The 19,955-nt window shown below is 60.1% G+C and carries 16 protein-coding genes; 10 read left to right on the top strand and 6 right to left on the bottom strand.

The window, feature by feature from the left end:
- Positions 1–99: 99 nt before the first annotated feature.
- From B0G52_RS23700 to B0G52_RS23680, 5 genes are all read left to right on the top strand, one after another.
- Positions 100–1,008, top strand: a complete 909-nt coding sequence (locus tag B0G52_RS23700; RefSeq protein ID WP_094047884.1) for an AraC family transcriptional regulator — start codon at positions 100–102, stop codon at positions 1,006–1,008.
- Between the two features lie 158 nt (positions 1,009–1,166).
- Positions 1,167–2,273 (top strand): fatty acid desaturase family protein, encoded by a 1,107-nt coding sequence (locus B0G52_RS23695; RefSeq protein WP_094047883.1) that lies wholly within the window; start codon positions 1,167–1,169, stop codon positions 2,271–2,273.
- Positions 2,274–2,298: 25 nt separating this feature from the next.
- Positions 2,299–2,613 (top strand): MocE family 2Fe-2S type ferredoxin, encoded by a 315-nt coding sequence (locus B0G52_RS23690; protein WP_094047882.1) that lies wholly within the window; start codon positions 2,299–2,301, stop codon positions 2,611–2,613.
- Between the two features lie 15 nt (positions 2,614–2,628).
- Positions 2,629–3,861, top strand: a complete 1,233-nt coding sequence (locus tag B0G52_RS23685) for an NAD(P)/FAD-dependent oxidoreductase (RefSeq protein WP_094047881.1) — start codon at positions 2,629–2,631, stop codon at positions 3,859–3,861.
- A 36-nt stretch (positions 3,862–3,897) separates the two neighbouring features.
- On the top strand, positions 3,898–4,839 hold the full coding sequence (locus tag B0G52_RS23680; RefSeq protein ID WP_094047880.1) for an aldose epimerase family protein: 942 nt from the start codon (positions 3,898–3,900) through the stop codon (positions 4,837–4,839).
- A 231-nt stretch (positions 4,840–5,070) separates the two neighbouring features.
- Here B0G52_RS23680 and fdhD read toward each other — a convergent pair whose 3' ends face one another.
- Both fdhD and B0G52_RS23670 read right to left on the bottom strand, forming a co-directional pair.
- The gene (gene fdhD, locus B0G52_RS23675) at positions 5,071–5,895 is read right to left on the bottom strand and encodes a formate dehydrogenase accessory sulfurtransferase FdhD (RefSeq protein WP_094047879.1); all 825 of its coding nucleotides are present in this window, start codon (positions 5,893–5,895) and stop codon (positions 5,071–5,073) included.
- Entirely contained in the window at positions 5,892–8,246 is a 2,355-nt protein-coding gene (locus tag B0G52_RS23670; protein WP_094047878.1) for an FdhF/YdeP family oxidoreductase, read from the bottom strand. Before B0G52_RS23670 ends, fdhD begins: the two co-directional genes overlap by 4 nt.
- A 216-nt stretch (positions 8,247–8,462) precedes the next feature.
- Here B0G52_RS23670 and B0G52_RS23665 point away from each other — a divergent pair, with 216 nt between their 5' ends.
- From B0G52_RS23665 to B0G52_RS23650, 4 genes are all read left to right on the top strand, one after another.
- Complete coding sequence (locus B0G52_RS23665) at positions 8,463–9,335, top strand: AraC family transcriptional regulator (protein ID WP_094047877.1); 873 nt, start codon at positions 8,463–8,465, stop codon at positions 9,333–9,335.
- A gap of 193 nt (positions 9,336–9,528) precedes the next feature.
- Complete coding sequence (locus B0G52_RS23660; protein ID WP_094047876.1) at positions 9,529–10,119, top strand: TetR/AcrR family transcriptional regulator; 591 nt, start codon at positions 9,529–9,531, stop codon at positions 10,117–10,119.
- Positions 10,119–11,318 (top strand): Acg family FMN-binding oxidoreductase, encoded by a 1,200-nt coding sequence (locus B0G52_RS23655; RefSeq protein WP_094047875.1) that lies wholly within the window; start codon positions 10,119–10,121, stop codon positions 11,316–11,318. The genes B0G52_RS23660 and B0G52_RS23655 overlap by 1 nt, the downstream gene beginning before the upstream one ends.
- 84 nt (positions 11,319–11,402) lie before the next feature.
- Positions 11,403–11,915, top strand: a complete 513-nt coding sequence (locus B0G52_RS23650) for a GumC domain-containing protein (protein ID WP_094047874.1) — start codon at positions 11,403–11,405, stop codon at positions 11,913–11,915.
- Positions 11,916–12,704: 789 nt separating this feature from the next.
- On the opposite strand, the gene odhB is transcribed toward B0G52_RS23650, so the two are convergent.
- On the bottom strand, positions 12,705–13,955 hold the full coding sequence (gene odhB / locus B0G52_RS23645) for a 2-oxoglutarate dehydrogenase complex dihydrolipoyllysine-residue succinyltransferase (RefSeq protein ID WP_094047873.1): 1,251 nt from the start codon (positions 13,953–13,955) through the stop codon (positions 12,705–12,707).
- Positions 13,956–13,960: 5 nt separating this feature from the next.
- Complete coding sequence (locus tag B0G52_RS23640) at positions 13,961–16,855, bottom strand: 2-oxoglutarate dehydrogenase E1 component (RefSeq protein WP_094047872.1); 2,895 nt, start codon at positions 16,853–16,855, stop codon at positions 13,961–13,963.
- 283 nt (positions 16,856–17,138) lie between these two features.
- Between B0G52_RS23640 and fliD the strand changes: the two genes are divergently transcribed.
- Positions 17,139–18,374, top strand: a complete 1,236-nt coding sequence (gene fliD / locus B0G52_RS23635; protein WP_094047871.1) for a flagellar filament capping protein FliD — start codon at positions 17,139–17,141, stop codon at positions 18,372–18,374.
- A 58-nt stretch (positions 18,375–18,432) separates the two neighbouring features.
- Here the strand turns inward: fliD and B0G52_RS23630 are convergent, their stop codons facing one another.
- The gene (locus tag B0G52_RS23630; protein ID WP_094047870.1) at positions 18,433–19,278 is read right to left on the bottom strand and encodes a 1,4-dihydroxy-6-naphtoate synthase; all 846 of its coding nucleotides are present in this window, start codon (positions 19,276–19,278) and stop codon (positions 18,433–18,435) included.
- Positions 19,275–19,931, bottom strand: coding sequence for a futalosine hydrolase (locus B0G52_RS23625; protein WP_094047869.1), 657 nt, complete (start codon positions 19,929–19,931; stop codon positions 19,275–19,277). The genes B0G52_RS23630 and B0G52_RS23625 overlap by 4 nt, the downstream gene beginning before the upstream one ends.
- Positions 19,932–19,955: the final 24 nt, after the last annotated feature.

Genomic DNA, 19,955 nt, shown 5'->3' with positions numbered 1-19,955 from the left:
GTAGATTTAGATGCAACCTTCAAGCAATCGAGTATTCCGTCTCGGCGTGTGCCGAGGAAATTTACGTCAACGATAGCCCCGGGGGGGAGGAAGGCGACCATGGACAAAAAGCTGTACATTCTCGATCCTTCCGAGACACTGGAGGATTTGGAGGAGTTTTATTTTCCTCCGTATATTACGCTTGCGCATATGTTTCACGCTCCGGAGGGGTGGTCGCTCAAGCCGAGGGTATTGAAGCAGTATCAACTGCAATACGTCGTCGAGGGCGTCGCGGATTACGAAATCAGCGGCATTCCGTACGTCACGGGGAAGGGCGACCTGCTGTTCCAGGGGCCTGGCGAGGACCACAGCGTCCGCACGCGACCCGGCAAACCGTATGTCTGCCTTTCGATCGTGTTCCATTTCGGCGATTCCGACTATCCGTTGCATGAGCTGCTTGCCGCGCCGCCGTCCGCTGCCGCCCCGGCTCAACGTCCCCACGACATGGGCAACTATGCCGAGCATCCGCTCGAGAACAGTCTGACCGAGCTCGTCCATCTCTATCGACAGCCCGGGCTGCTGCCCAAGCAGCGCTGCCAACACCTGCTGATTGGCGTGTTAACGAGTCTTGCACAGCTCCGGTCAGGCGAAGTCGGAAGCCCGCGAAAGGTCGGAGCGATCGAACCTTCCGGCACTGCCAAGCTGATCCAGATTCGCAATTATATTGACGAGCGGCTGCAAAGCGGGTTCCGCCACGACGAACTGGAACGTCTGACCGGCTGGAGCCGCAACTACATCATTTCGCAATTCAAGCGGGCTTTCGGCATGTCGCCGCTGCAATATCTCGTATGGATCCGTCTCGAGAAAGCGAAGGAGCTTGCTCTCCAATCCGGTTTGTCGTTCAGCGAGATCGCCGCCGAAGTCGGCTATTCGGACATCCATGCCTTCGGGAAAATTTTCAAGCGTAAAACGCGAATGAGCTTAAGTCAGTTCGTCGCTACGCTGTACCGGGACACGCCGGATAGATGAAGAATCGAATTTCAACGAGCTTCTTGTCGGAAGTGACAGCAGTGTGATTTTGGTCACATGATTATCACTCTGGACCAAATACAGCTAAAGCGAAAGCGCTTATAATTTGACTCAAGAAGCGGCGATCCGTTCGCCGGACTATTGGGGAGGAGATGCTAGTGAGCGCTTCGCAAGAAAAGAGGGATTACAGTCTGACGGGACCCGAAGGGGGGAAAGCCAGGGAACGCGGACTGGTCGCGGCCGAATGGTACGCGAGTCCGATTCCGCGCAAGCGGATGAAGGAGTTGATGAAACGCAAGGACGGACCGGCGATCCGCGATACGATTCTCTGGATCGTTCTGCTGGCGGGAGCGGGCGTTCTGGCCTATTTTTCCTGGGGAACGTTGTGGGCCGTGCCGGCGTTTCTTGTCTATGGGATTTTGTATACATCCCCAGGGGATTCGCGTTGGCATGAGTGCGGCCACGGGACGGCGTTCAAGACGCCTTGGATGAACGAAGTCGTCTATCAATTCGCTTCGTTTCTCGTCTTGAGGCCGGCCACGCCCTGGCGCTGGAGCCATGCCCGCCATCATACCGACACTTACGTCGTGGGCCGGGATCCCGAGATTCACCAGCCGCGTCCGCCGGTGTGGCGCGTCATCATCATCCAGTTCGCCCATCTCGTCGGCGGACCGAAGGATATCAAGAGGATGTTCATGCACGCCTTCGGCGTCGTCGGCAAGGAAGAGCGGGATTTCATTCCGGAGTCGGAGTTTCGCAAGTCGTTCCGCGAGTCGCGGGTCTACCTGTTGATTTTCGCTTGCGTCATAGCCGCTTGCTTCTATACGGGGAGTATACTGCCGGCGATGTTCGTCGTTCTGCCGTCGTTTTACGGAGCGGGGCTGATGGTCATCTTCGGGATGATCCAGCATCTGGGCCTTCATGAGGACGTGCTCGATCATCGGCTCAATTCCCGCACGGTGTATATGAATCCGGTGTTCCGCTTCCTCTATTGGAACATGAACTACCATATCGAGCATCACATGTTCCCGATGGTGCCGTATCACGCCTTGCCTGCGTTGCACGAGGAGATCAAGGCGGATTGCCCGCGTCCGAACCGCAGCACGTGGGAAGCGTTCAGGGAAGTCATTCATGCGCTGCTGAAGCAGCGCAAGGATCGCAATTATACGATACAGCGGGAGCTGCCGCCGACGGCGCAGCCCTATCAATACGGACCGAAGCCGATTATCGCGGAAGCGCCGGGAGAGCAACCGACAACCTCGTGAAGATACGATGGAGGAGAGATGGACAATGGCAGATTGGGTAGCCGCCTGCGCGGCGGACGATATCGAAGAAGAAGATGTAATCCGTTTCGATCACGAGGGCAGGTCGTTCGCCATCTATCGTTCGGAGGACAGCGACTATTACGCGACAGACGGATTTTGCACGCACGAGAGAGTTCACCTGGCGGATGGACTCGTCATGGGGGCGGTCATCGAATGCCCCAAGCATAACGGCAGGTTCGATTATACGTCGGGCAAGGCGAAGAAGACGCCGGCCTGCGTCGATCTGAGGACCTATCCCGTGAAGGTGGAAGCGGGTACGGTGTACATCCAGGTCGATTAAGGGAGAGAAAAAAGAATGAACGCATTCGGAATGGTAATCGTCGGCGCGGGCGAGACGGGAGCAAGGGCTGCCGAGCAGCTCCGCGAGCAAGGATGGACCGGCAAAATTACGCTCGTCGGCAAGGAGAAGGAAGCGCCGTATGAGCGGCCGCCGCTGTCGAAAGCCGCGCTCCTGGCGGAAGAGACGCCAACGCCCGTCTACGTGGCGCGAGAAGAGCGGCTGGGCGAGCTTAACGTGGATTGGATCGCGGGAAGCGTCGCCGTGCGAATCGACCGGTCGGCGCACGCCGTCCATCTGGAGGACGGGCGCGCCGTTCCGTACGAGCGGCTGCTGCTGGCGACGGGCGCGAGCCCCCGCCGACTGGCGATGGAAGGGGCCGATCTGAGCGGGGCGCTCTGCTTGCGGACGTTCGCCGATGCGCTCGCGATCCGCGAACGTCTGGTGCCGGGCAATCGCGTGCTGATCGTCGGAGCGGGCTTCATCGGGCTGGAGGTCGCAGCCAGCGCCAGGGAGAGAGGCTGCGAGGTAACCGTGCTGGAGGTTGGACCGCGTATTCTGATGCGCGTTCTCCCGCCGGAGATCGCCGCAATCGTGGAGGAACGCCATCGCCGGGCGGGTATCGCCTTTAAGCTCGGCACAGGCATCGTCGGCGCGGCAAGGGAAGGGGCGTGGCACGCGATCAAGCTGGCCGACGGAGAAGTGCTCCGGGGCGATACGCTGATCGTCGGCATCGGCGCGGCGCCCGAGACGGCGCTGGCCGCGGAGAGCGGGCTGGCGATCGACAACGGCATCGCGGCCGACGAGCGGCTGGCGACAAGCGATCCCGACATATTCGCGGCGGGCGATTGCTGCTCGTTTCCGCACCGGCTTTACGGCGGCCGGAGATTTCGCCTGGAAGCTTGGCGCAACGCGGTCGATCAGGGCATCCACGCGGCGAAGAGCATGCTTGGCGAGACGGCGCCCTACGAAGCGGTTCCGTGGTTCTGGTCGGATCAGTACGATCTGACGCTGCAAGTGGCGGGCTTGTCCCACGACGCGACGTCGACCGCTACCCGGCAATCCGCGGGAAACACGATCGTGTTTCATCAGGACGGAGCCGGCAGGCTCCTGGCCGCCAGCGGCGTCGGCGCGCCGAGCTTGGCGAAGGATATCCGCGTATCCGAGATGCTCATCGCCCGGCAAGCGGTCCTCGATCCGGCCAAGCTGGCCGATCCGGACGTGAAATTGAAATCGCTGCTCGCGGACTGACCGACAGATATAAGCCAAAGAGAAGGAGCTGACTGCGTGGGAAGACTGACGCAAACGAGCTATCGGGATTGGCCTGCGTACAGGCTGGAGAGCGAGCGGATGAGCGTTATCGTCTTGCCGGAGCTGGGAGGAAAGATCGTCTCCCTGCTGTACAAGCCGACGGGCAAAGAATGGCTGATCGACTCCGGCCCGAGGCCGCTGGCGAAAGTGCCGTACGGGTCGGATTACGGCCGCGCCGATCTGAGCGGCTGGGACGAGTGCTTTCCGACGATCGTGGCGTGCGGTTATCCCGGGGAGGGCGCTTATTACGGAAGGCCGATGCCTGATCACGGCGAGCTGTGGTCCGTCCCGTGGCGAATGGAAGCGAGCGGCTCGGGGCTGATCGGTGAAGTCGACGGCATCGCGTTGCCTTATAGGTTCAAGAGGGCGCTGGCCTTCAAAGACGACTCGACGCTGCGCATGTCCTACTCGGCAGCGAACGCCGGTGAAGAGCCGTTGTTCGTCTTCTGGACGGCCCATCCGCTGTTCGCGGCGACGGAGCAGACCCGAATCGTGCTGCCGGAAGGGATGAAGAAGCTTCTGTGCGTCGACGGCGGCAAGGCGTTCCGTCAGGGAGAAAGCTATGCGTGGCCCCAAGGGGACGGCGCCCGCGCGCTGGACCGAATCGGTCCGCCTTTCGCGCTCGATTCGCGCAAGTTCTACGCGGAGAACGGACTGACGGACGGCTGGGCTATGCTCCGCGAGGCCGATACGGGAGAATTCGTCTCCCTGTCATGGTCCGCGGCCGAGCTTCCGTACTTCGGCTTCTGGGTCGACGAAGGCGAGCATACCGGCTGCTCCGTCTGCGCGTTGGAACCGTGCAACGGCTATTACGACAGCTTGACGGAGGCGTTCAGGCAGGGCAAGCTGTTGCGTATTGCCCCAGGCGAGACAGTCGAGTGGAGGCTTGAAGTGCGGGCAGGGAACGGCGAAGACTAATCCGCGGGACAATGGCTCGCCGGCGCTCGGGCGTCAGCGTGCTGTTCGGCGTCTTGATCATGGGGGGGCGCGCCAAGAAGACAAAGGTCGCAGGCGCGGTAGCGGCATAAGGCGGGCTGACCGACTCTGGCGGAGTCTCTCCGTCGGAACCTGCCGGCCCTGAGCGGATATGCGAAGAAAACCGACCGTACGAAGCAGGCAAGAAAGCCCCCTCTGTACGGTCGGTTTGCGTTACAAGCCGAGAATCCGCGCCGGGTGAGTGTACAAGTTCATTGAGTCCGAGCGGATAAAGCCGACGCACGTGAGGCCGAGGTCTTCGGCCAGACGCAGGGCCAGGTCGGTCGGAGCCGACTTGGACAGCACGATCGGGCAGCCGATCTTGGCCGCCTTCAGCACGACTTCGGAGGAGAGCCGGCCACTGAAGGCGAGAACGCGGTCTTGAGCGGACAGCCGATTGCGCAGACAGTGGCCGAACAGCTTGTCGAGCGCATTGTGCCGGCCGATGTCCGCTCGGGCGACCATGCCGCCGGCTTCGTCGAACAGAGCGGCGTTGTGGACGCCTCCGGTTAGACGGAAGCTGTCGGAGTTCAACTGCAGCCGACGCATCAGCTCGAAGCAGCGTTCCGCCGGGATCGTCGTTCCTCCCGAGATCGTTCTGGCCGTGCGGGCGTCGTTCTGAAAATAAAATTGGCGGCTCTTGCCGCAGCAGGAGCCGATGATTCGCTTGGAGTGAAGATCCTTGGCGGTCGATTGGGGTCGCACAAGCTCAACGTAAGCAAAGCCGCGGTCCTCGTCCAGCGACCAGCTGCGGATGTCCGCGATCCCGCGGATGACGCCTTCGGAGGCGAGGAAGCCGACGACGAGGTCGGCGAGATCGTCCGGCGAGCAGACGAGTGTCGCGAATTCCTCGCCGTCCAGACGGATCGTCAGCGGAAATTCCGCCGCGATCTCGTCCTCCGTCTCTACCGTCCGTCCGGCGTTCAGCCTGATCGTCGTCCAAGCGGTAGTTGGGCTGCGACTGCTCTGGCCGTTAGCCTTCACGGGCTCCTCCGTCATCCCGGCACCTCCAGCTCCAACTCCTCGATTCGCTTCTCGACGAAGCGGGTATCCTTCAGCGCGTGATACGTCTCCGCTTTCTCCACGACGACGGCGGCGTTGTATTCCGGTATGCCGGCATGCGGCTCGTATACGCTTCTGGGCATCAGCACGTTGCCTTCGGGCCAGTACAGCTCGATGTTGCCGCGCGCGATATCGGCTACCCGCGCCCGGCCGTGGAACACGCCGCAGCGATTGTACGCGACGACGGCATCGCCGTCCCACAGCTCCAGCGCGGCGGCATCCTGCCGGTTCATCAGCACGTCGTAGCGATCCGCCCCGTTGAACGGATCGGTCTCTCCGTACACCATCGAATTGAACTGCTTGCCCCGTCGAGTCGTGGCGTAGAACCGGCCTTCGGGCTTGCGGAGCTCCGGCAGCTCGATCGGCAGCAGCCGGCCCTTGCCGTCCTCAGTCGGACAGACGCCGCCCTCGCACAGCCATGCGCCGCCCCATTGGAAGACGTCGCCCTGCTTGGACAGATGCTGGATGCCGTCGTAGTTGGGCGCGGCTATCGCGATTTCCGCCCGGATGCTCGCGGCGTCCCGGAACGCGACGGCTTCGCTTCCTTCGGGCTTCACCCGCGCCGCCAGCTCTCCGTAGATCGCCCATTCCGCTCGTGCCTCCGGCATCCGCGGCCCGCGAATTTCCGGCGAGAAGTACACCATCCGTTCGGTGGACGTGGACGTGCCGCCGCCCGGCTGCTCGTAGCGCGTCATCGCCGGCAGCACCCACACTTCCTCCCGCGCGTCGGCGAGCGTCGACGTGTTGAGCACGATGTCCTGATGGACGCGCACGTCGACGTTTTCCAGACAGCGCCGGACGAAATCCGGTTCCGGCATCGTCTCCAGGAAGTTGCCGCCCGACGTGTAAAACAGCTTCAGCTTGCGCTCGTGATCGTCCGGCAGCAGCGCGTTCTCCAGCGAGACGCCGACGATGTCGCCCTGCCACTTCGGCAGCTCGAAGCCCCACAGCCGTTCGATCCGCTCGATGTCCCCGCCGGCGAACTCTCCGCCGGGCAGGCTGAACGGATCGGCGCCCATCTCGCCGGAGCCCTGCACGCCGCTATGACCGCGGATCGGCATGACGCCGCAGTGCTCGCGTCCGAGGAAGCCGCGCAGCAGCGCCAGGTTGGCGACCTGCGAGATGTTGTCGGTGCCGAAGCGGTGCTGCGTCAGCCCCATGCTCCAGACGAACACGCCGGAGCCGGAAGACGCCAGCAGTCTGGCGAAGTCGCCGATCCGGCCCCGCGTCAAGCCCGAGGAACGCTCGAGCGCGTCCCAGCTCTGATGCTCGATATGTTCCTTGAGCTCTTCGTAGCCGATGGCGTGCTCGCGGACGAACGCATGGTCGATCGCCGATCCCGGCGACGTCGCTTCCATCTCGAACCACGTCTTCATGATCCCGTTCATCAAGGCGATGTCCCCGCCGATGTTGACCTGGTAGAAATCGTCGGCCAGCTTCGTCCCGAACAGCGCCGATTCCGGAATCGACGGAATCCAGTAGCCGTCCATCGCGGGTTCGCGGTAGGGATTGACGACGATGATTTTCGTTCCGGCGCGCTTGGCCGCGTACATGTACTTCGTCGATACCGGCTGGTTGTTCGCGGCGACGCTGCCCCAGAACACGAGCACGTCGGCGCCTATCCAATCCTTGTAATTGCAGCTTGAAGCGCCGATGCCGAGCGAGCGCTTGAGCGCCGTCTTGGACGGGGAATGGCAGATGCGCGAGGCGTTGTCGATATTGTTCGTGCCGATATATCTGGCTGCTTTCGCCGCGGCGTAATAGGATTCGTTCGTGATGCCCCGGGCGGTCAAGTAGAAGGCGAGCTGCTTCGGGTCGATGCCGCGAATACGGCCTGCGATTCGGTCCAGCGCCTCGTCCCAGGAAGCGCGGCGGAAGGTTCGTTCCCCGGTGCGTCTGACGAGCGGATACGGGATGCGGCCGAGCTTGCGCAGCTGCGCGCTGTCGAGCCGCCTCAGCTCGTCGATGTCGGCGTGCAGCGTCCCGGGCTCGATCGCCGGCATCGTGTTCAGGCGCAGCACGTTCAGCCGCGTCGTGCACAGATGCGGGCCGGTCAACGTCTGGTCGTACAAGCCCGCCACTCCCAGCGCGCACCCGTCGCACACGCCCTGAGTCAAAATCCGGTAGGCGTAAGGGAGGTTATCGCGATTGTCCCACACTACCTTCATCGTATCGCGAATATGCTTAGGCTTTATTTTTCCCAATCCGAAAGGCACTTTGCTTACCCATAGCTTCGAGTCCGGTCTCCCGGGCAGCTTCGTTCTCCCCGTATGCTTGGTCGTTCCCATAATGTCTCCCCTTTGCAGGTGCGCCTGCGCGGCTTAGGGCCAATTCAGCTTCATCTTATCAAGAAAACGCATACAACGGCAATCGAATTTCTCGGTTCTGGTAAAATAGGAATAGCTGCACGCTTTGCCGTCCCCTACCCGCGCGAATCGGTTCGCGAAATGTCGGATGGGCGGTTTCGGCTTCTGATACCTTTAAGGAGGAAGGAGGCGCAGGGCATGAACTTGCTGGAAAGCATGAACGCCGCGCTGGGCTATATCGAGGATCATCTGGCGGACGACATTGACTTCCGCGAAGTGTCGAGACGGGCGCATTGCTCGGAGTATCATTTCAAGAGAATGTTCTCTTTTCTGGCGGGGCTGCCCCTGTCGGAATACATCCGCCGCAGAAGGCTGACCCAGGCGGGCCTGGAGCTGACCCGAAGCCAGGACAGAGTGCTGGACATCGCGGTGAAGTACGGATACAGCTCGGCAGACGCGTTCGCCAGAGCGTTCCAGGCCGTTCACGGCGTGACGCCGTCCGAGGCGAGACAGAGCGGCCAAGCGCTGAGGGCTTATCCTCGTCTGACCTTCCAATTAACCGTAAAAGGAGGAGAGGCTATGCAATACCGGATCGTGGAAAAAGAGGCGTTCCGCATCGTGGGCGCGATGAAGAGGGTGCCCATCGTGTTCGAGGGGGTGAATCCGGAGATCGCGGCGATGGCGCAAAGTCTGGGCATGGAGACGATCGAGGAGCTGAAGCGGATGTCCAACGTGGAGCCGCGGGGCCTGATCAGCGCTTCAGTGAATTTCTCCGAAGGGAGAATGGAGGAGCAGGGAGAGCTGGATCATTATCTCGGCGCGGCGACGACGGAGAACGGGCCGGATCATCTGGCGAAGCTGGAAGTGCCTGCGTCGACGTGGGCGGTGTTCGAGTCCGTCGGACCTTATCCGTCTGCGCTTCAGAACGTGTGGGGCCGCATCTATTCCGAGTGGTTCCCGTCGTCGAGCTACGAGCTGGCGCCCGGCCCGGAAATGCTGTGGAACGAAGGGAAAGACACTTCTTCGCCAACCTACCGGAGCGAAATCTGGATTCCGGTCAAGCTGCGATAAGCAGGGAGTTCAAGTATCTGCTCGACGAGGACGGCTTCGCACCTGCTTGCGGGAGGGCGAAGCCGTCTATTCTTGGTGATTCCAGAAAGTATTATAGCCCGAAGCCAGTCGCGGTTTTCCGGTAAGGATTGACAAACGGGGTTATCTATAATTAAATTAGAGTAATTACTCTAAAAGTGGCGGTGAGCAGCGGTTGAGTGCCAAGGAACGGATCCTCCAAGCGGCGGCGGTTTTATTCAACGAGCAGGGTACGGGCAAGGTGTCGACGAACCATATTGCCGCAGCGGCTCGCATGAGTCCCGGAAATCTGTATTATCATTACAAAAATAAAGAGGAAATTATCGAAGCGATTCTCGACCGGATGCATGCGGAGTGGGACCCGGTATGGACGCTGCCGGACGAACCCGTCACAAGAAAGACACTGCATGATCGGCTGCTGAGAAACTTTGAGATTTTGTGGGAATACCGCTTTTTCTATCGGGAAGCCGTTGCGCTGCTGCTCGCGGACGAACGGCTGAAGCGGAAGCACGTTCGAATGACGGAGAGCCGGATGCAGGATCAGGAGCGGTTCGCGCACCGGTTCGTCGTAGACGGCGTCCTGCGGTTTCCGGAAGGTTCCGCGGACGTGCGCAAGCTCATTACGGCGTGCTGGATCGTGGCGAACAATTGGCTGGCTTTTCTGGAGATGAACGGGGAAGCGGTGGACGCTAGAAGCTTCGGCGAGGGGCTGGAACTGATCTGGGCGATTTTAAGACCGTATTTGACAGAGGGGGAGACGGGTTAATGGCGATGATGTCGCGAAGAAGCTTTCTGAAGGGGGCGGCCGCAGCCGCCGCATTGATATCCGTGGGCGGAGTGACGCATGCCGTGAAGCAGGGAGCGTTCTCCACCGGAAGCGGGCCGGCGTATGAGCCTTGGCAAACGTGGAAGAACGTTAAGGAGGGGGAGAAGCCGTTGCTGCGCGTCGTTCGGGCGTCTGTGCTGGCGGCGAACGCGCACAATACGCAGCCTTGGCTGTACCGCGTCGAGGACCGCACGATCGATGTATTCGCGGACATCTCCCGGAATATCGGGACGATCGACCCTTGGTTCAGGGAAATGTATATCAGTCTGGGCTGCGCCGTCGAGAACGCCGAGCTGGCCGCCCGGGCATACGGCTATCGAGCGGACATTACGCTGTATCCGGGCGGACTGGAACGAATCCATGTCGCCAGAATCGTGCTTGAAGAAGGGCCGGGGGAGCCTAGCGATCTGTACCGGGCGATCGGCGATCGTCATACGAATCGGGCGGCGTATGACTCAGCCAAGCAGGTCGAAGCTTCCGTTCTGAGGGAGATGGAGAAATTAGCCAATTCGCTGGGAGATGTGAGGATCGTCTGGTTTGCCGACGAAACGGGGAGGAAAGAGATGGGCAATCTGATCGTGGGCGCTACGGAAGCGGTGGCGAACGATGCGATTCAGTCCGCGGACAGCCACCGCTGGTTTCGCAACGACTGGAGCGAAATTCAGAGGCATAAGGACGGCCCTACTATGGACGCGACGGGCAATTCGTCCTTTACCCGCTTTATCGGCAAGCTGTTTCCTGTATCCGAGCAAACGTCCAACGAATATTGGCTGAAAGCGACGAAGAATACTTACGTCGCTACGGCGCCCGTCTTCGGCACGATCGCGGTCAAGGATCAGACGGATCGCGTGCAGTTGATGCAGGCGGGCAGACTGTGGCAGAGGATGCATCTGTGGGCGGTCGCAAAGGGGCTGGCCGCACAGCCGCTGAATCAACCGCACGAGAGACGGGACCGGGAGCTTCAGCTTGGCATCGAGCCTGCATTCGGGCGGGAACTGGCGCGCCTCGTAAACATGCCCGGATACGAGGGAGTATTCACTTTCCGGCTCGGCTATCCGACCAGTCCAGCGCTGCCTAGTCCGCGCCGTTCTGCGGAAGAGGTGGTTTTGGGCGCCTCGAAGCCGACTCCGAAAGATTAAGCCGGCTTGTCTACAAACAAGGTGCCAACCCCTGGACGATTTGATACAATGGAGCTATCTTCGCGAAAGGAGGAAAGCTCAACCGTGGATCAGGAACTGAAGGCGATGCTGGAGTCGATCCAGGACGAACTGAAATCCGTCAAGGAAAACCAGGAAACGTTTTCCAGAGAGGTCAAGCTCCGATTTGACAGCGTGGATGACAGGTTTAACGACGTAGATAGCCGGTTTGACGCTGTGGATGCCAGGTTTAACGACGTAGACAGCCGGTTTGACGCTGTGGATGCCAGGTTTAACGACGTAGACAGCCGGTTTAACGCTGTGGATGACAGGTTTAACGACGTAGATAGTCGATTTAACGCTGTGGATGACAGGTTTAACGACGTAGATAGTCGGTTTAACGCTGTGGATGACAGGCTGGATGGAATTAAGAATCAGTTGGACCGGATCGAAGCCGAGTCGAACGACGATGTCGTCGCCTTGCTGGAATCGATCAGCGGCAAGATCGAGGCGCTCGCCACCAAGGAAGACATCGAATACTTGGCAGGGCGGCTTGGCAGAACGGAACTGGAGATCGATCGGCTCAAGCGCGCGAAGTAAGGGCAAGTTCATGCAGTTTGCAAGTGGAAAGCTTCTTCTGTCAGTCCTCCTTATAACCCGCCGGTTTTGTGCGCAATTCATCCAATCTGAACAAACCAATAAGATAACTCCCGCCAATCCGACCCCCAATTAAGGGAGAATATGATAAAAACGGCCGCCGCTCGCCGAAGCCCTCCCTTGGAGGACGCAATTTGACGAGAAGCCGCCGTTTTTTTGTGCTGACCAATACTCGTACATGGGCGAACGAAGAGCGTTGTTCCAAGAAATCGAGTAATTCCTCCCAAATGGTGCTCAATTGGAGGGCGTTGTTCTAAGAAATCGAGTAATTCCCCCCAAATGGTGCTCAATCGGAGGGCGTTGTTCTAAGAAATCGAGTAATTCCCCCCAAATGGTGCTCAAGCGGAGGGCGTTGTTCTAAGAAATCGAGTAATTCCCCCAAAATGGTGCTCAAGCGGAGGGCGTTGTTCTAAAAAATCGCACATTGGCTGGTCATCCGCAGTTTGATAGCTTAAAGGATGCAATCGGTTCTCCTTTTCTCAATCGTCTCCGACGAACAAAAACCGGGCTGTCCCATAAGTAGAGACGTACAAAATTATCGATGAAAAAAGGGGGCATCTATCTCCTGGAGACTGCCTCATACGGTCCTGAAATCACCTCTTAACGGGTTTACCGTTCCCATTTCAGGATCGTATAGAAGCGGAAGGAGATAGATGCCCATTACCATTCACCTATCGATAATTGTTCATACGTCTCTTTTTACTATGGGACAGTCCCCGTTTTATTTGAAAATTAGCCCTCGAGAAGCAGCGTTTCCGGATCTTCGAGCATTTCCTTGATTTTGACGAGGAATTGCACGGCTTCCGCGCCGTCGACGATACGGTGGTCGTAGGAGAGCGCGATGTACATCATCGGGCGGTTCTCCATACGCTCTGCGTCGATGGCGATCGGACGCAGTTGGATCTTGTGCATGCCGAGAATGCCGACTTGAGGCGCGTTCAGGATCGGCGTGGACATCAGCGAGCCGAAAATGCCGCCGTTCGTAATCGTGAACGTTCCGCCTTGCAGCTCGGACAGCTCAAGCGTGTTGTTGCGCGCTTTGCCGGCCAACTCGACGATGGAGCGCTCGATCTCGGCGAAGCCGAGACGGTCCGCGTCGCGTACGACTGGAACGACGAGCCCTTCCTTCGCGGATACCGCGATGCCGATGTCGTAGTATTTCTTCTCGATGATGTCTTCGCCGTTGATTTCCGCGTTCAACAGCGGGAAAGCTTTAAGCGCGCCGACGACCGCCTTCGTGAAGAAGGACATGAAGCCGAGGCCGACATCGAACTTTTCCTTGAAAGCGTCTTTGCGGCGTTTGCGGATTTCGAGAATCGCGCTCATGTCGACTTCATTAAACGTCGTCAGCATGGCTGCCGTCTGCTGCGCTTCGACCAGACGCTTGGCGATGGTCAAGCGGCGGCGGGACATGCGCTTGCGCACTTCCGGCTTGTTCGCGTTCGAAGTCGGCTTGTCGATCGCTGCCGGTGCGGCCGGAGCAGCTTTCGGAGCCGGAGCTGGAGCTGGAGCCGATCCCGCCGATGCGACGTCGCTGGCGTGAATGCGGCCGATCGGATCGCGCGCAGGCACGGCGTTCAGGTCAATGCCCTTCTCGCGAGCCAGCTTGCGGGCTGCCGGCGTAGCCAGCGTCGCGCCGCCGTCGTTGGACGAAGCGGCCGCTGCAGGAGCGGCTGCTTGCGGAGCCGGGGCCGGCGCAGCGGCTTGCGCAGGGGCTGCCGGAGCTGCAGCAGGGGCCGGAGCCGCGCCCGCGGCTCCGATTCGGCCTACCGGTTCGCCGATTTTAACGGTGTCGCCTTCGCCGGCAAGAATTTCGGTAATAACGCCGTCTTGGTCGGCGCTGATTTCCAAGTTGACTTTATCGGTTTCCAGCTCAAGCAGGAGGTCGCCTTGTTTGATGCTGTCCCCTACTTTGACGAGCCATTTCGAGATCGTTCCTTCCGTAATGGATTCGCCCATCGCCGGTACAAGAATGTCATGCATTGAAGTTACCTCCCGGATTTAACTGCGGATTTCGTTTTTTTCTTCTGGACCAAAGTTTGGTTGATAATGAACTGCTGCTCGAACGTATGGATTTGCTGATAGCCGCTTGCCGGGCTCGACCGCTTAGGACGGCCGTTATAGCTGACGGACACCTTCGCGACGTCGACAAGCTCGCGAATGCGAGGCTCGATATAGCCCCATGCGCCCATGTTTTTCGGTTCTTCCTGAACCCACAATACTTCGGACAGGTTCGGGAAGCGATCGAGGATCGCTTTGAGTTCCAGCTTAGGGAACGGATACAACTGCTCGACGCGAACGATGTGCAGCCAATCGCGGTTCGTATCCGGCGTCTTGGCGAGCTCTTCGGCCAAGTCGATGGCCACTTTGCCGGTGCACAGCACGATACGCTCGACTTTGGCCGGCTGGCCGCCCAATCCGGGCTGCTCAAGCACCGTCTGGAACGTGCCCTCGCTCAGCTCGGCTGCGGACGAAGCGACGTAAGGGTTGCGGATCATGCTCTTCGGAGCCATCAGCACGAGCGGACGGGCTTGATCCGTGTTCAGGACGGAAGCTTGACGGCGCAGCAGGTGGAAATATTGCGCCGCGCTGGACAGGTACGCGACCGTCCAGTTCTCTTCGCCGGACAGCTGCAGGAAACGCTCAAGCCTTGCGCTGGAGTGCTCCGGGCCTTGCCCTTCGTAGCCGTGAGGAAGCAGCATCGTCAGACCCGAACGCTGCGACCACTTGGATTGGCCGGCCGAGATGAACTGGTCAATCAGAACTTGCGCCGAGTTGGCGAAGTCGCCGAACTGCGCTTCCCAGATAACCATCGTCTCAGGCGCGAACACGTTATAGCCGTATTCCAGACCGAGCACGCCGGCTTCGGACAACGGACTGTTATGGATCGCGAACGAAGCCTTCGCTTCCGGAATCGCATGCAGCGGGCAGAACGTATCGCCGGTCTCCGTATCGTGCAGAACGAGGTTGCGATGCGCGAAAGTCGCTCTCTCCGCGTCTTGTCCGCTCAGCCGGATCGGCGTGCCGTCGGCCAAGATCGTGGCGAACGCAAGCGTCTCGGCATGGCTCCAGTCGACCTTCTCGCCGTCATTCAGCGCGTCCGCGCGGCGTTCGAGAATCCGCTTGAGCTTGCCGTACACGTTAAACGACTCAGGGAACTTCAGCAGTCCGGCATTGATGCTGCGCAGCTTCTCCAGCGGGACGGCCGTAACCGGCTTAGGCGCATCCAAAGAAAACTCCGGCGGATGCGACTGCCGCACCGGGCTGTTGCCTTCTCTGCCTTTGACTTCATCGTAGGCGTCTTTCAGCTTGTTCTGCACGTCGCGTTTGATCTGATTGGCGGCTTCCTCGCTCAGCGCGCCTTCGCGAACGAGCTTGTCTGCGTACAGGCGGGCGACGTTCGGATGAGCTTTAACCTTCTTGTAAATAAGAGGCTGCGTCGTTTCCGGATCGTCCGTCTCGTTGTGGCCGTAGCGGCGGTAGCCGATCAAGTCGATGACGAAGTCTTTCTTGAACAGCGTCCGGTATTCGCTGGCCATGCGCGCGGCGGCGATGACCGCTTCCGGATCGTCGGCGTTGACGTGAACGATCGGGATTTCGAAGCCTTTGGCCAAGTCGCTCGCGTAATGCGTCGAGCGGGAGTCGTGGCTCTCCGTCGTGAATCCGATCCGGTTGTTGGCGATAATATGAATCGTGCCGCCGCACGTATAGCCTTTAATATTGTTGAAGTTCAGCGTCTCGGCCACGATGCCTTCGCCGATGAACGCCGCGTCTCCGTGAATAAGAATCGAAGCGGCGAGGTCGAGATTTTGCACCGGGTAGCCCGGCTGCGAACGGTCTTCTTGCGCCGCGCGGGCAAAGCCGCCGACGACCGGGTTGACGTATTCCAAGTGGCTTGGATTGTTCGCCAGCGTGATGCGGGTTTCCGCCGTCTCGCCGGAAGAAATCGAGCGGTTCGCCCCGAGATGGTATTTGACGTCTCCCGTCCAGCCGTAGTTGATGCCGATCGAGCCTTCGGACGGGATAAGGTTTTTGTTCGGTGAATGGTGGAATTCCGCGAAAACATTGCCGTAAGGCTTGCCCAGAACGTGCGCAAGCACGTTAAGGCGACCGCGGTGCGCCATTCCCATGGCGATGTGGCGGGCGCCGTCGTTCGTCAGTTCGTGTACGATCTCGTCGGTCAACGGAACGAGCGCTTCGATTCCTTCCGCCGAGAACCGCTTCTGCCCGACGAAAGTGCGTTGAAGGAAATCTTCGAACTGCTCCGCTTCATATAATTTTCTAAGTAAAGATTCCTTCTCCGAAGCAAGCAGCTTGGTCGACGGAATGACCGTCTCGGCTTGCTTGTTGAGCCATTTCCGTTCCTCTTCGACGTGGACGTGGCCGAATTCGAAAGCGATAGGGCCGGTATACACTTGAAGCAGCTTCTGCACGGCTTCCCAAGCGTTGCTCAGCGGGTAAGGAGCGTCTTCCCAGACGCAATCCGGAGGAAGCTGTCTCAGATCGGCTTCGGTAAGGCCGTAAGTAGCGGGCTCGATCATCTCCGTGTTCGCTTTCGGGCTGAGTTCGAGCGGATCGATATCGGCGGCCAGGTGGCCGAACGAACGTATATTCCAAGCCAGTTGACCGGCTGCGATGGCTTTCTTGAGCAGGTTGGCGTCGAGCGAAGCCGATCCGCCGGAACCCTGCGGTGCGCTGGCCGGGTACGCCGAGGCGGCGTCAACGCGCGGAGGAGCGCCGTATTGGGCGAAGAGCTCGCGGTACTGGGGGCTTACCGCTTCCGCGTCTTGAAGATAGATGTCGTACTGCTCTTGGACGTAACCAAGATTGGGGCCGAAAAACTGCTGCCATAATTCTTGCATTTTTTCATTGTCCACTGACATTGTGCATCCCTCTGCATTCATGTTAGTCATACACGGGTGCCAAGACGTAACGCGCGCACCTGTTACCATTCTAATTCATTTTTATGTTCGGAAATAGACATTATTATGCATAGGAATGATCTATAAAATAGATCGATTCGCGCTATGCCTCCATAAAGATTAGGTTCCCGCACGCGGCCGGCTTCTATTCCCTGTCAACTGGATAATTGTGCAAAAATAGGACGGATGTTATAGTTAAAATAGATGAAACTCGAATCGGTATAGACCAAGGAGGAGGATTGGAATGATCTATTCCGCGACGCCCCTGAACAAAGCCGTCAATCCGGTTTCCCCTTATATGTATTCTCCATTTCACCATGCCGGATACCGTCAACCGTCCGGTATGTGGACGAGATCGTACCCTTCGCCTTACGAGGAGTTCGTCAAGAAAGCCGCTACGGGCATTGCCGACTTCCTGGAGTCGGCCCGCAAGCTTCAATATTCGGCTCAGGAGCTGGGCCGCAGGACGGACTCGCCTCTCCAGTCGAGGGAGACGCGGATTTCCGATCCGTCGGCGATCGCGGCCCAAGCGGGGGACGGCGCATCGGTCCGGACGTATCGGGTGCAGGTTCATTCTCTGGCGTCCGCCCAGAAGAACGACGGCACGGAGATGGAGCGCGGCGCCCAGACCGGCCTGGCAAGCGGCGTGCATCGCCTGAAGCTGTCGATCGGCGGACGGGGGACGACGGTGACGAGCGAGATTTCGTCCTCGGATACGAACGAGCAGGCATTAAGCAAAATCCGCGACGCGATTAACGGCGCCCGCGCGGGCGTCACCGCCAAGCTTGTGACGGACGGACCTGGCGGTACGGCGAGATTGGAGCTCTCCGGCGACCGGACGGGCACGGACAACGCCTTCGCGGTGACGGACGAGACCGGCAATGCCGCGGCATGGTCGGGCATCGCCGAAGCGACGTCCGCGGCGACGAACGCCTCGTATTCGGTGAACGGCGGCGCCGCGCAGACTTCCCAATCCAACGTCGTCGAGCTGGAGAAGGGCAAAGCGACGGCCACGCTGCTGCGGACGACGAACGAGGCCGTCGCGGTCGATGTGAGGGCGGACGGGAAGAAGGCGCTGGAGCAGGCGAACAAGCTGGTCGACAGCTATAATGAAACGATTGGGCGCTTGAAGGAAGCCGCAGGCTACCTGAATCCGCTGATCCGCAAAAGCTTCGAGAGAACGGCAAGCGAGACGGCTTACGACACGGTCGGTATTCGCCGAAACGGCGACGGAACGCTTCGGGTGGACGAGAAGGCGTTCCAGGCCAGTCTGAACGCGGACCCGGAGAGGTCGGCGCGGACGGTCGGCGGAATCGCCAGAAGTCTGGAGAAGGAAGCTTCGCGGTTCCAGGACGTTCCGGCCAGCGCGCTGCTGAACAAGCAGATGATGGCTCTGCAGCAATTCGCCGCCTACCAGGCGACCATGGAATCCTATCTGCAAATTCCGACGACCGGTCTTCTGGTTAACGGCTTCTTTTAAAATAGGAAAGGCGCGCAACTCCCGCGAACGGCGATTCGGGAGCTGCGCGCCCTATTCGTTATGAACGAAGCTCGGCCAGATCCATCGCCGGAACGAGCCCTTCCGCGATCGCTCGCTCCAGCAGCGTGGTCACGGCGGCGAAGCCGTCGTCGCCCAGGCCGGCGGTGAACTCGTTGACGTACAGCTCGATGTGCGATTTAGCCACTTGCGGGTCCATTTCCTGCGCGTGCTCCATCACGTAGTTCTCCGAAGCTTCCGGGTGCTGCCATGCATAGGCGACAGAAGCCTGAATCCATTCGCTAATCCGCTCCAGGTCGAGCGAGCGGCGGGCGATGATCGCGCCGAGCGGGATCGGCAGGCCGGTATCGCTTTCCCACCAGTTGCCCAAGTCGACGACTTGGGACAGGCCGTAGTTCCGATACGTGAATCGCGCCTCGTGAATGACGAGCCCGGCGTCAATCCGGCCGTCGCGCACGGCGGGCATAATTTCGTGGAACGGCATGACGACGATCTCGCCGACGCCTCCCGGCACGTTGCGCGCCGCCCAGAGCCGGAACAGCAGATAAGCCGTCGAACGCTCGCTGGGGACGGCTACTCGTTTGCCGGACAGCGCCGCGGCGTCGGCAGACTCCGAGCCGTTCGAGCCGAGGCGAAGCACGAGCGGCCCGCAGCCTCTTCCTAACGCGCCGCCGCACGGCACCAGCTTATATTCGGGCAACACCCACGGCAGGGCCGCGTAGGAGATTTTCATTATGTCGAGCTCGTTGGAGCTTGCGGCAAGCGTGTTCGTGATGTCGATGTCGGCGTAGGTGACTTCGAACTCCGGCGCGCCGGGGACGAGGCCGTGCACGAGCGCATGAAAGACGAACGTGTCGTTGGGACAGGGCGAATAAGCGATTTTCATGAGGACAACACCTCCGTCAGATGAATGCTGGCCGCTTCCAGCGCGGCAAGGGCGTCGCCGATTCGCCAGGCGGCCCTGTCGCGCGGTCCGACCGCGTTGGAGATCGCGCGTATTTCCAGGAAGGGAATGCCGTAACGGCTCGCCGCTTCGGCGACGCCGTAGCCTTCCATCGCTTCGGCGGCCGCTCCCGGCACTCTCAGGGCCAGAGCTTCCGCCGTGGCGGCGGTGCCCGTCACCGTCGACAGCGTCAGCACGGGGCCGCAATGCGCCGGAATTCCCGCGTTCCGAAGCGCTTCCGCAAGCCGTGAAGCGAGCGAGGCATCGGCTTCCAGCCGGTTTGTACCGAAGCCGAGCTTGTTCACCCCGGCGAAGCCTTCCGGCGTCTCCGCGCCCAAGTCCGCCGCGACCGACTCGCTGGCGACGACGATCGAGCCGACCGGCGCGACGCCCGCGAAGCCTCCCGCGATGCCGGCGCTGACGACGAGTCCGTATTCCGCGCCGCTTCGGGCCAGCGCCAACGCCGTGCTCGCAGCCGCAGCCGCGGGTCCGACGCCGGCGACTTTTACCTCGCAGTCCGGATTTCCGCGCAGTCCCCTCAGCACCGCTTCTTTTTCCGCCTCGACGGCGGTCATAACCAATATTTTACGAGACATCTCCGTTTCCTCTCTTTCCGGCTT

Source organism: Cohnella sp. SGD-V74 (genome assembly GCF_003001675.1).
In the GTDB taxonomy this organism is placed as follows: Bacteria; Bacillota; Bacilli; order Paenibacillales; family Paenibacillaceae; genus Cohnella.
The sequence above is the reverse complement of the archived record's forward strand: the minus strand, read 5'-3'. Positions and strand labels throughout refer to the sequence as shown.

Bases quoted from the DNA above. Each gene is read 5' to 3' on its own strand.
- B0G52_RS23630 (WP_094047870.1), bottom strand. From the start codon at position 19,278: ATGAAAATCGCTTATTCGCCCTGTCCCAACGACACGTTCGTCTTTCAT.
- fdhD (WP_094047879.1), bottom strand. From the start codon at position 5,895: ATGACGGAGGAGCCCGTGAAGGCTAACGGCCAGAGCAGTCGCAGCCCA.
- B0G52_RS23690 (WP_094047882.1), top strand. From the start codon at position 2,299: ATGGCAGATTGGGTAGCCGCCTGCGCGGCGGACGATATCGAAGAAGAA.
- B0G52_RS23685 (WP_094047881.1), top strand. From the start codon at position 2,629: ATGAACGCATTCGGAATGGTAATCGTCGGCGCGGGCGAGACGGGAGCA.
- B0G52_RS23655 (WP_094047875.1), top strand. From the start codon at position 10,119: ATGGCGATGATGTCGCGAAGAAGCTTTCTGAAGGGGGCGGCCGCAGCC.
- B0G52_RS23670 (WP_094047878.1), bottom strand. From the start codon at position 8,246: ATGGGAACGACCAAGCATACGGGGAGAACGAAGCTGCCCGGGAGACCG.
- B0G52_RS23700 (WP_094047884.1), top strand. From the start codon at position 100: ATGGACAAAAAGCTGTACATTCTCGATCCTTCCGAGACACTGGAGGAT.
- fliD (WP_094047871.1), top strand. From the start codon at position 17,139: ATGATCTATTCCGCGACGCCCCTGAACAAAGCCGTCAATCCGGTTTCC.
- odhB (WP_094047873.1), bottom strand. From the start codon at position 13,955: ATGCATGACATTCTTGTACCGGCGATGGGCGAATCCATTACGGAAGGA.
- B0G52_RS23665 (WP_094047877.1), top strand. From the start codon at position 8,463: ATGAACTTGCTGGAAAGCATGAACGCCGCGCTGGGCTATATCGAGGAT.
- B0G52_RS23625 (WP_094047869.1), bottom strand. From the start codon at position 19,931: ATGTCTCGTAAAATATTGGTTATGACCGCCGTCGAGGCGGAAAAAGAA.
- B0G52_RS23640 (WP_094047872.1), bottom strand. From the start codon at position 16,855: ATGTCAGTGGACAATGAAAAAATGCAAGAATTATGGCAGCAGTTTTTC.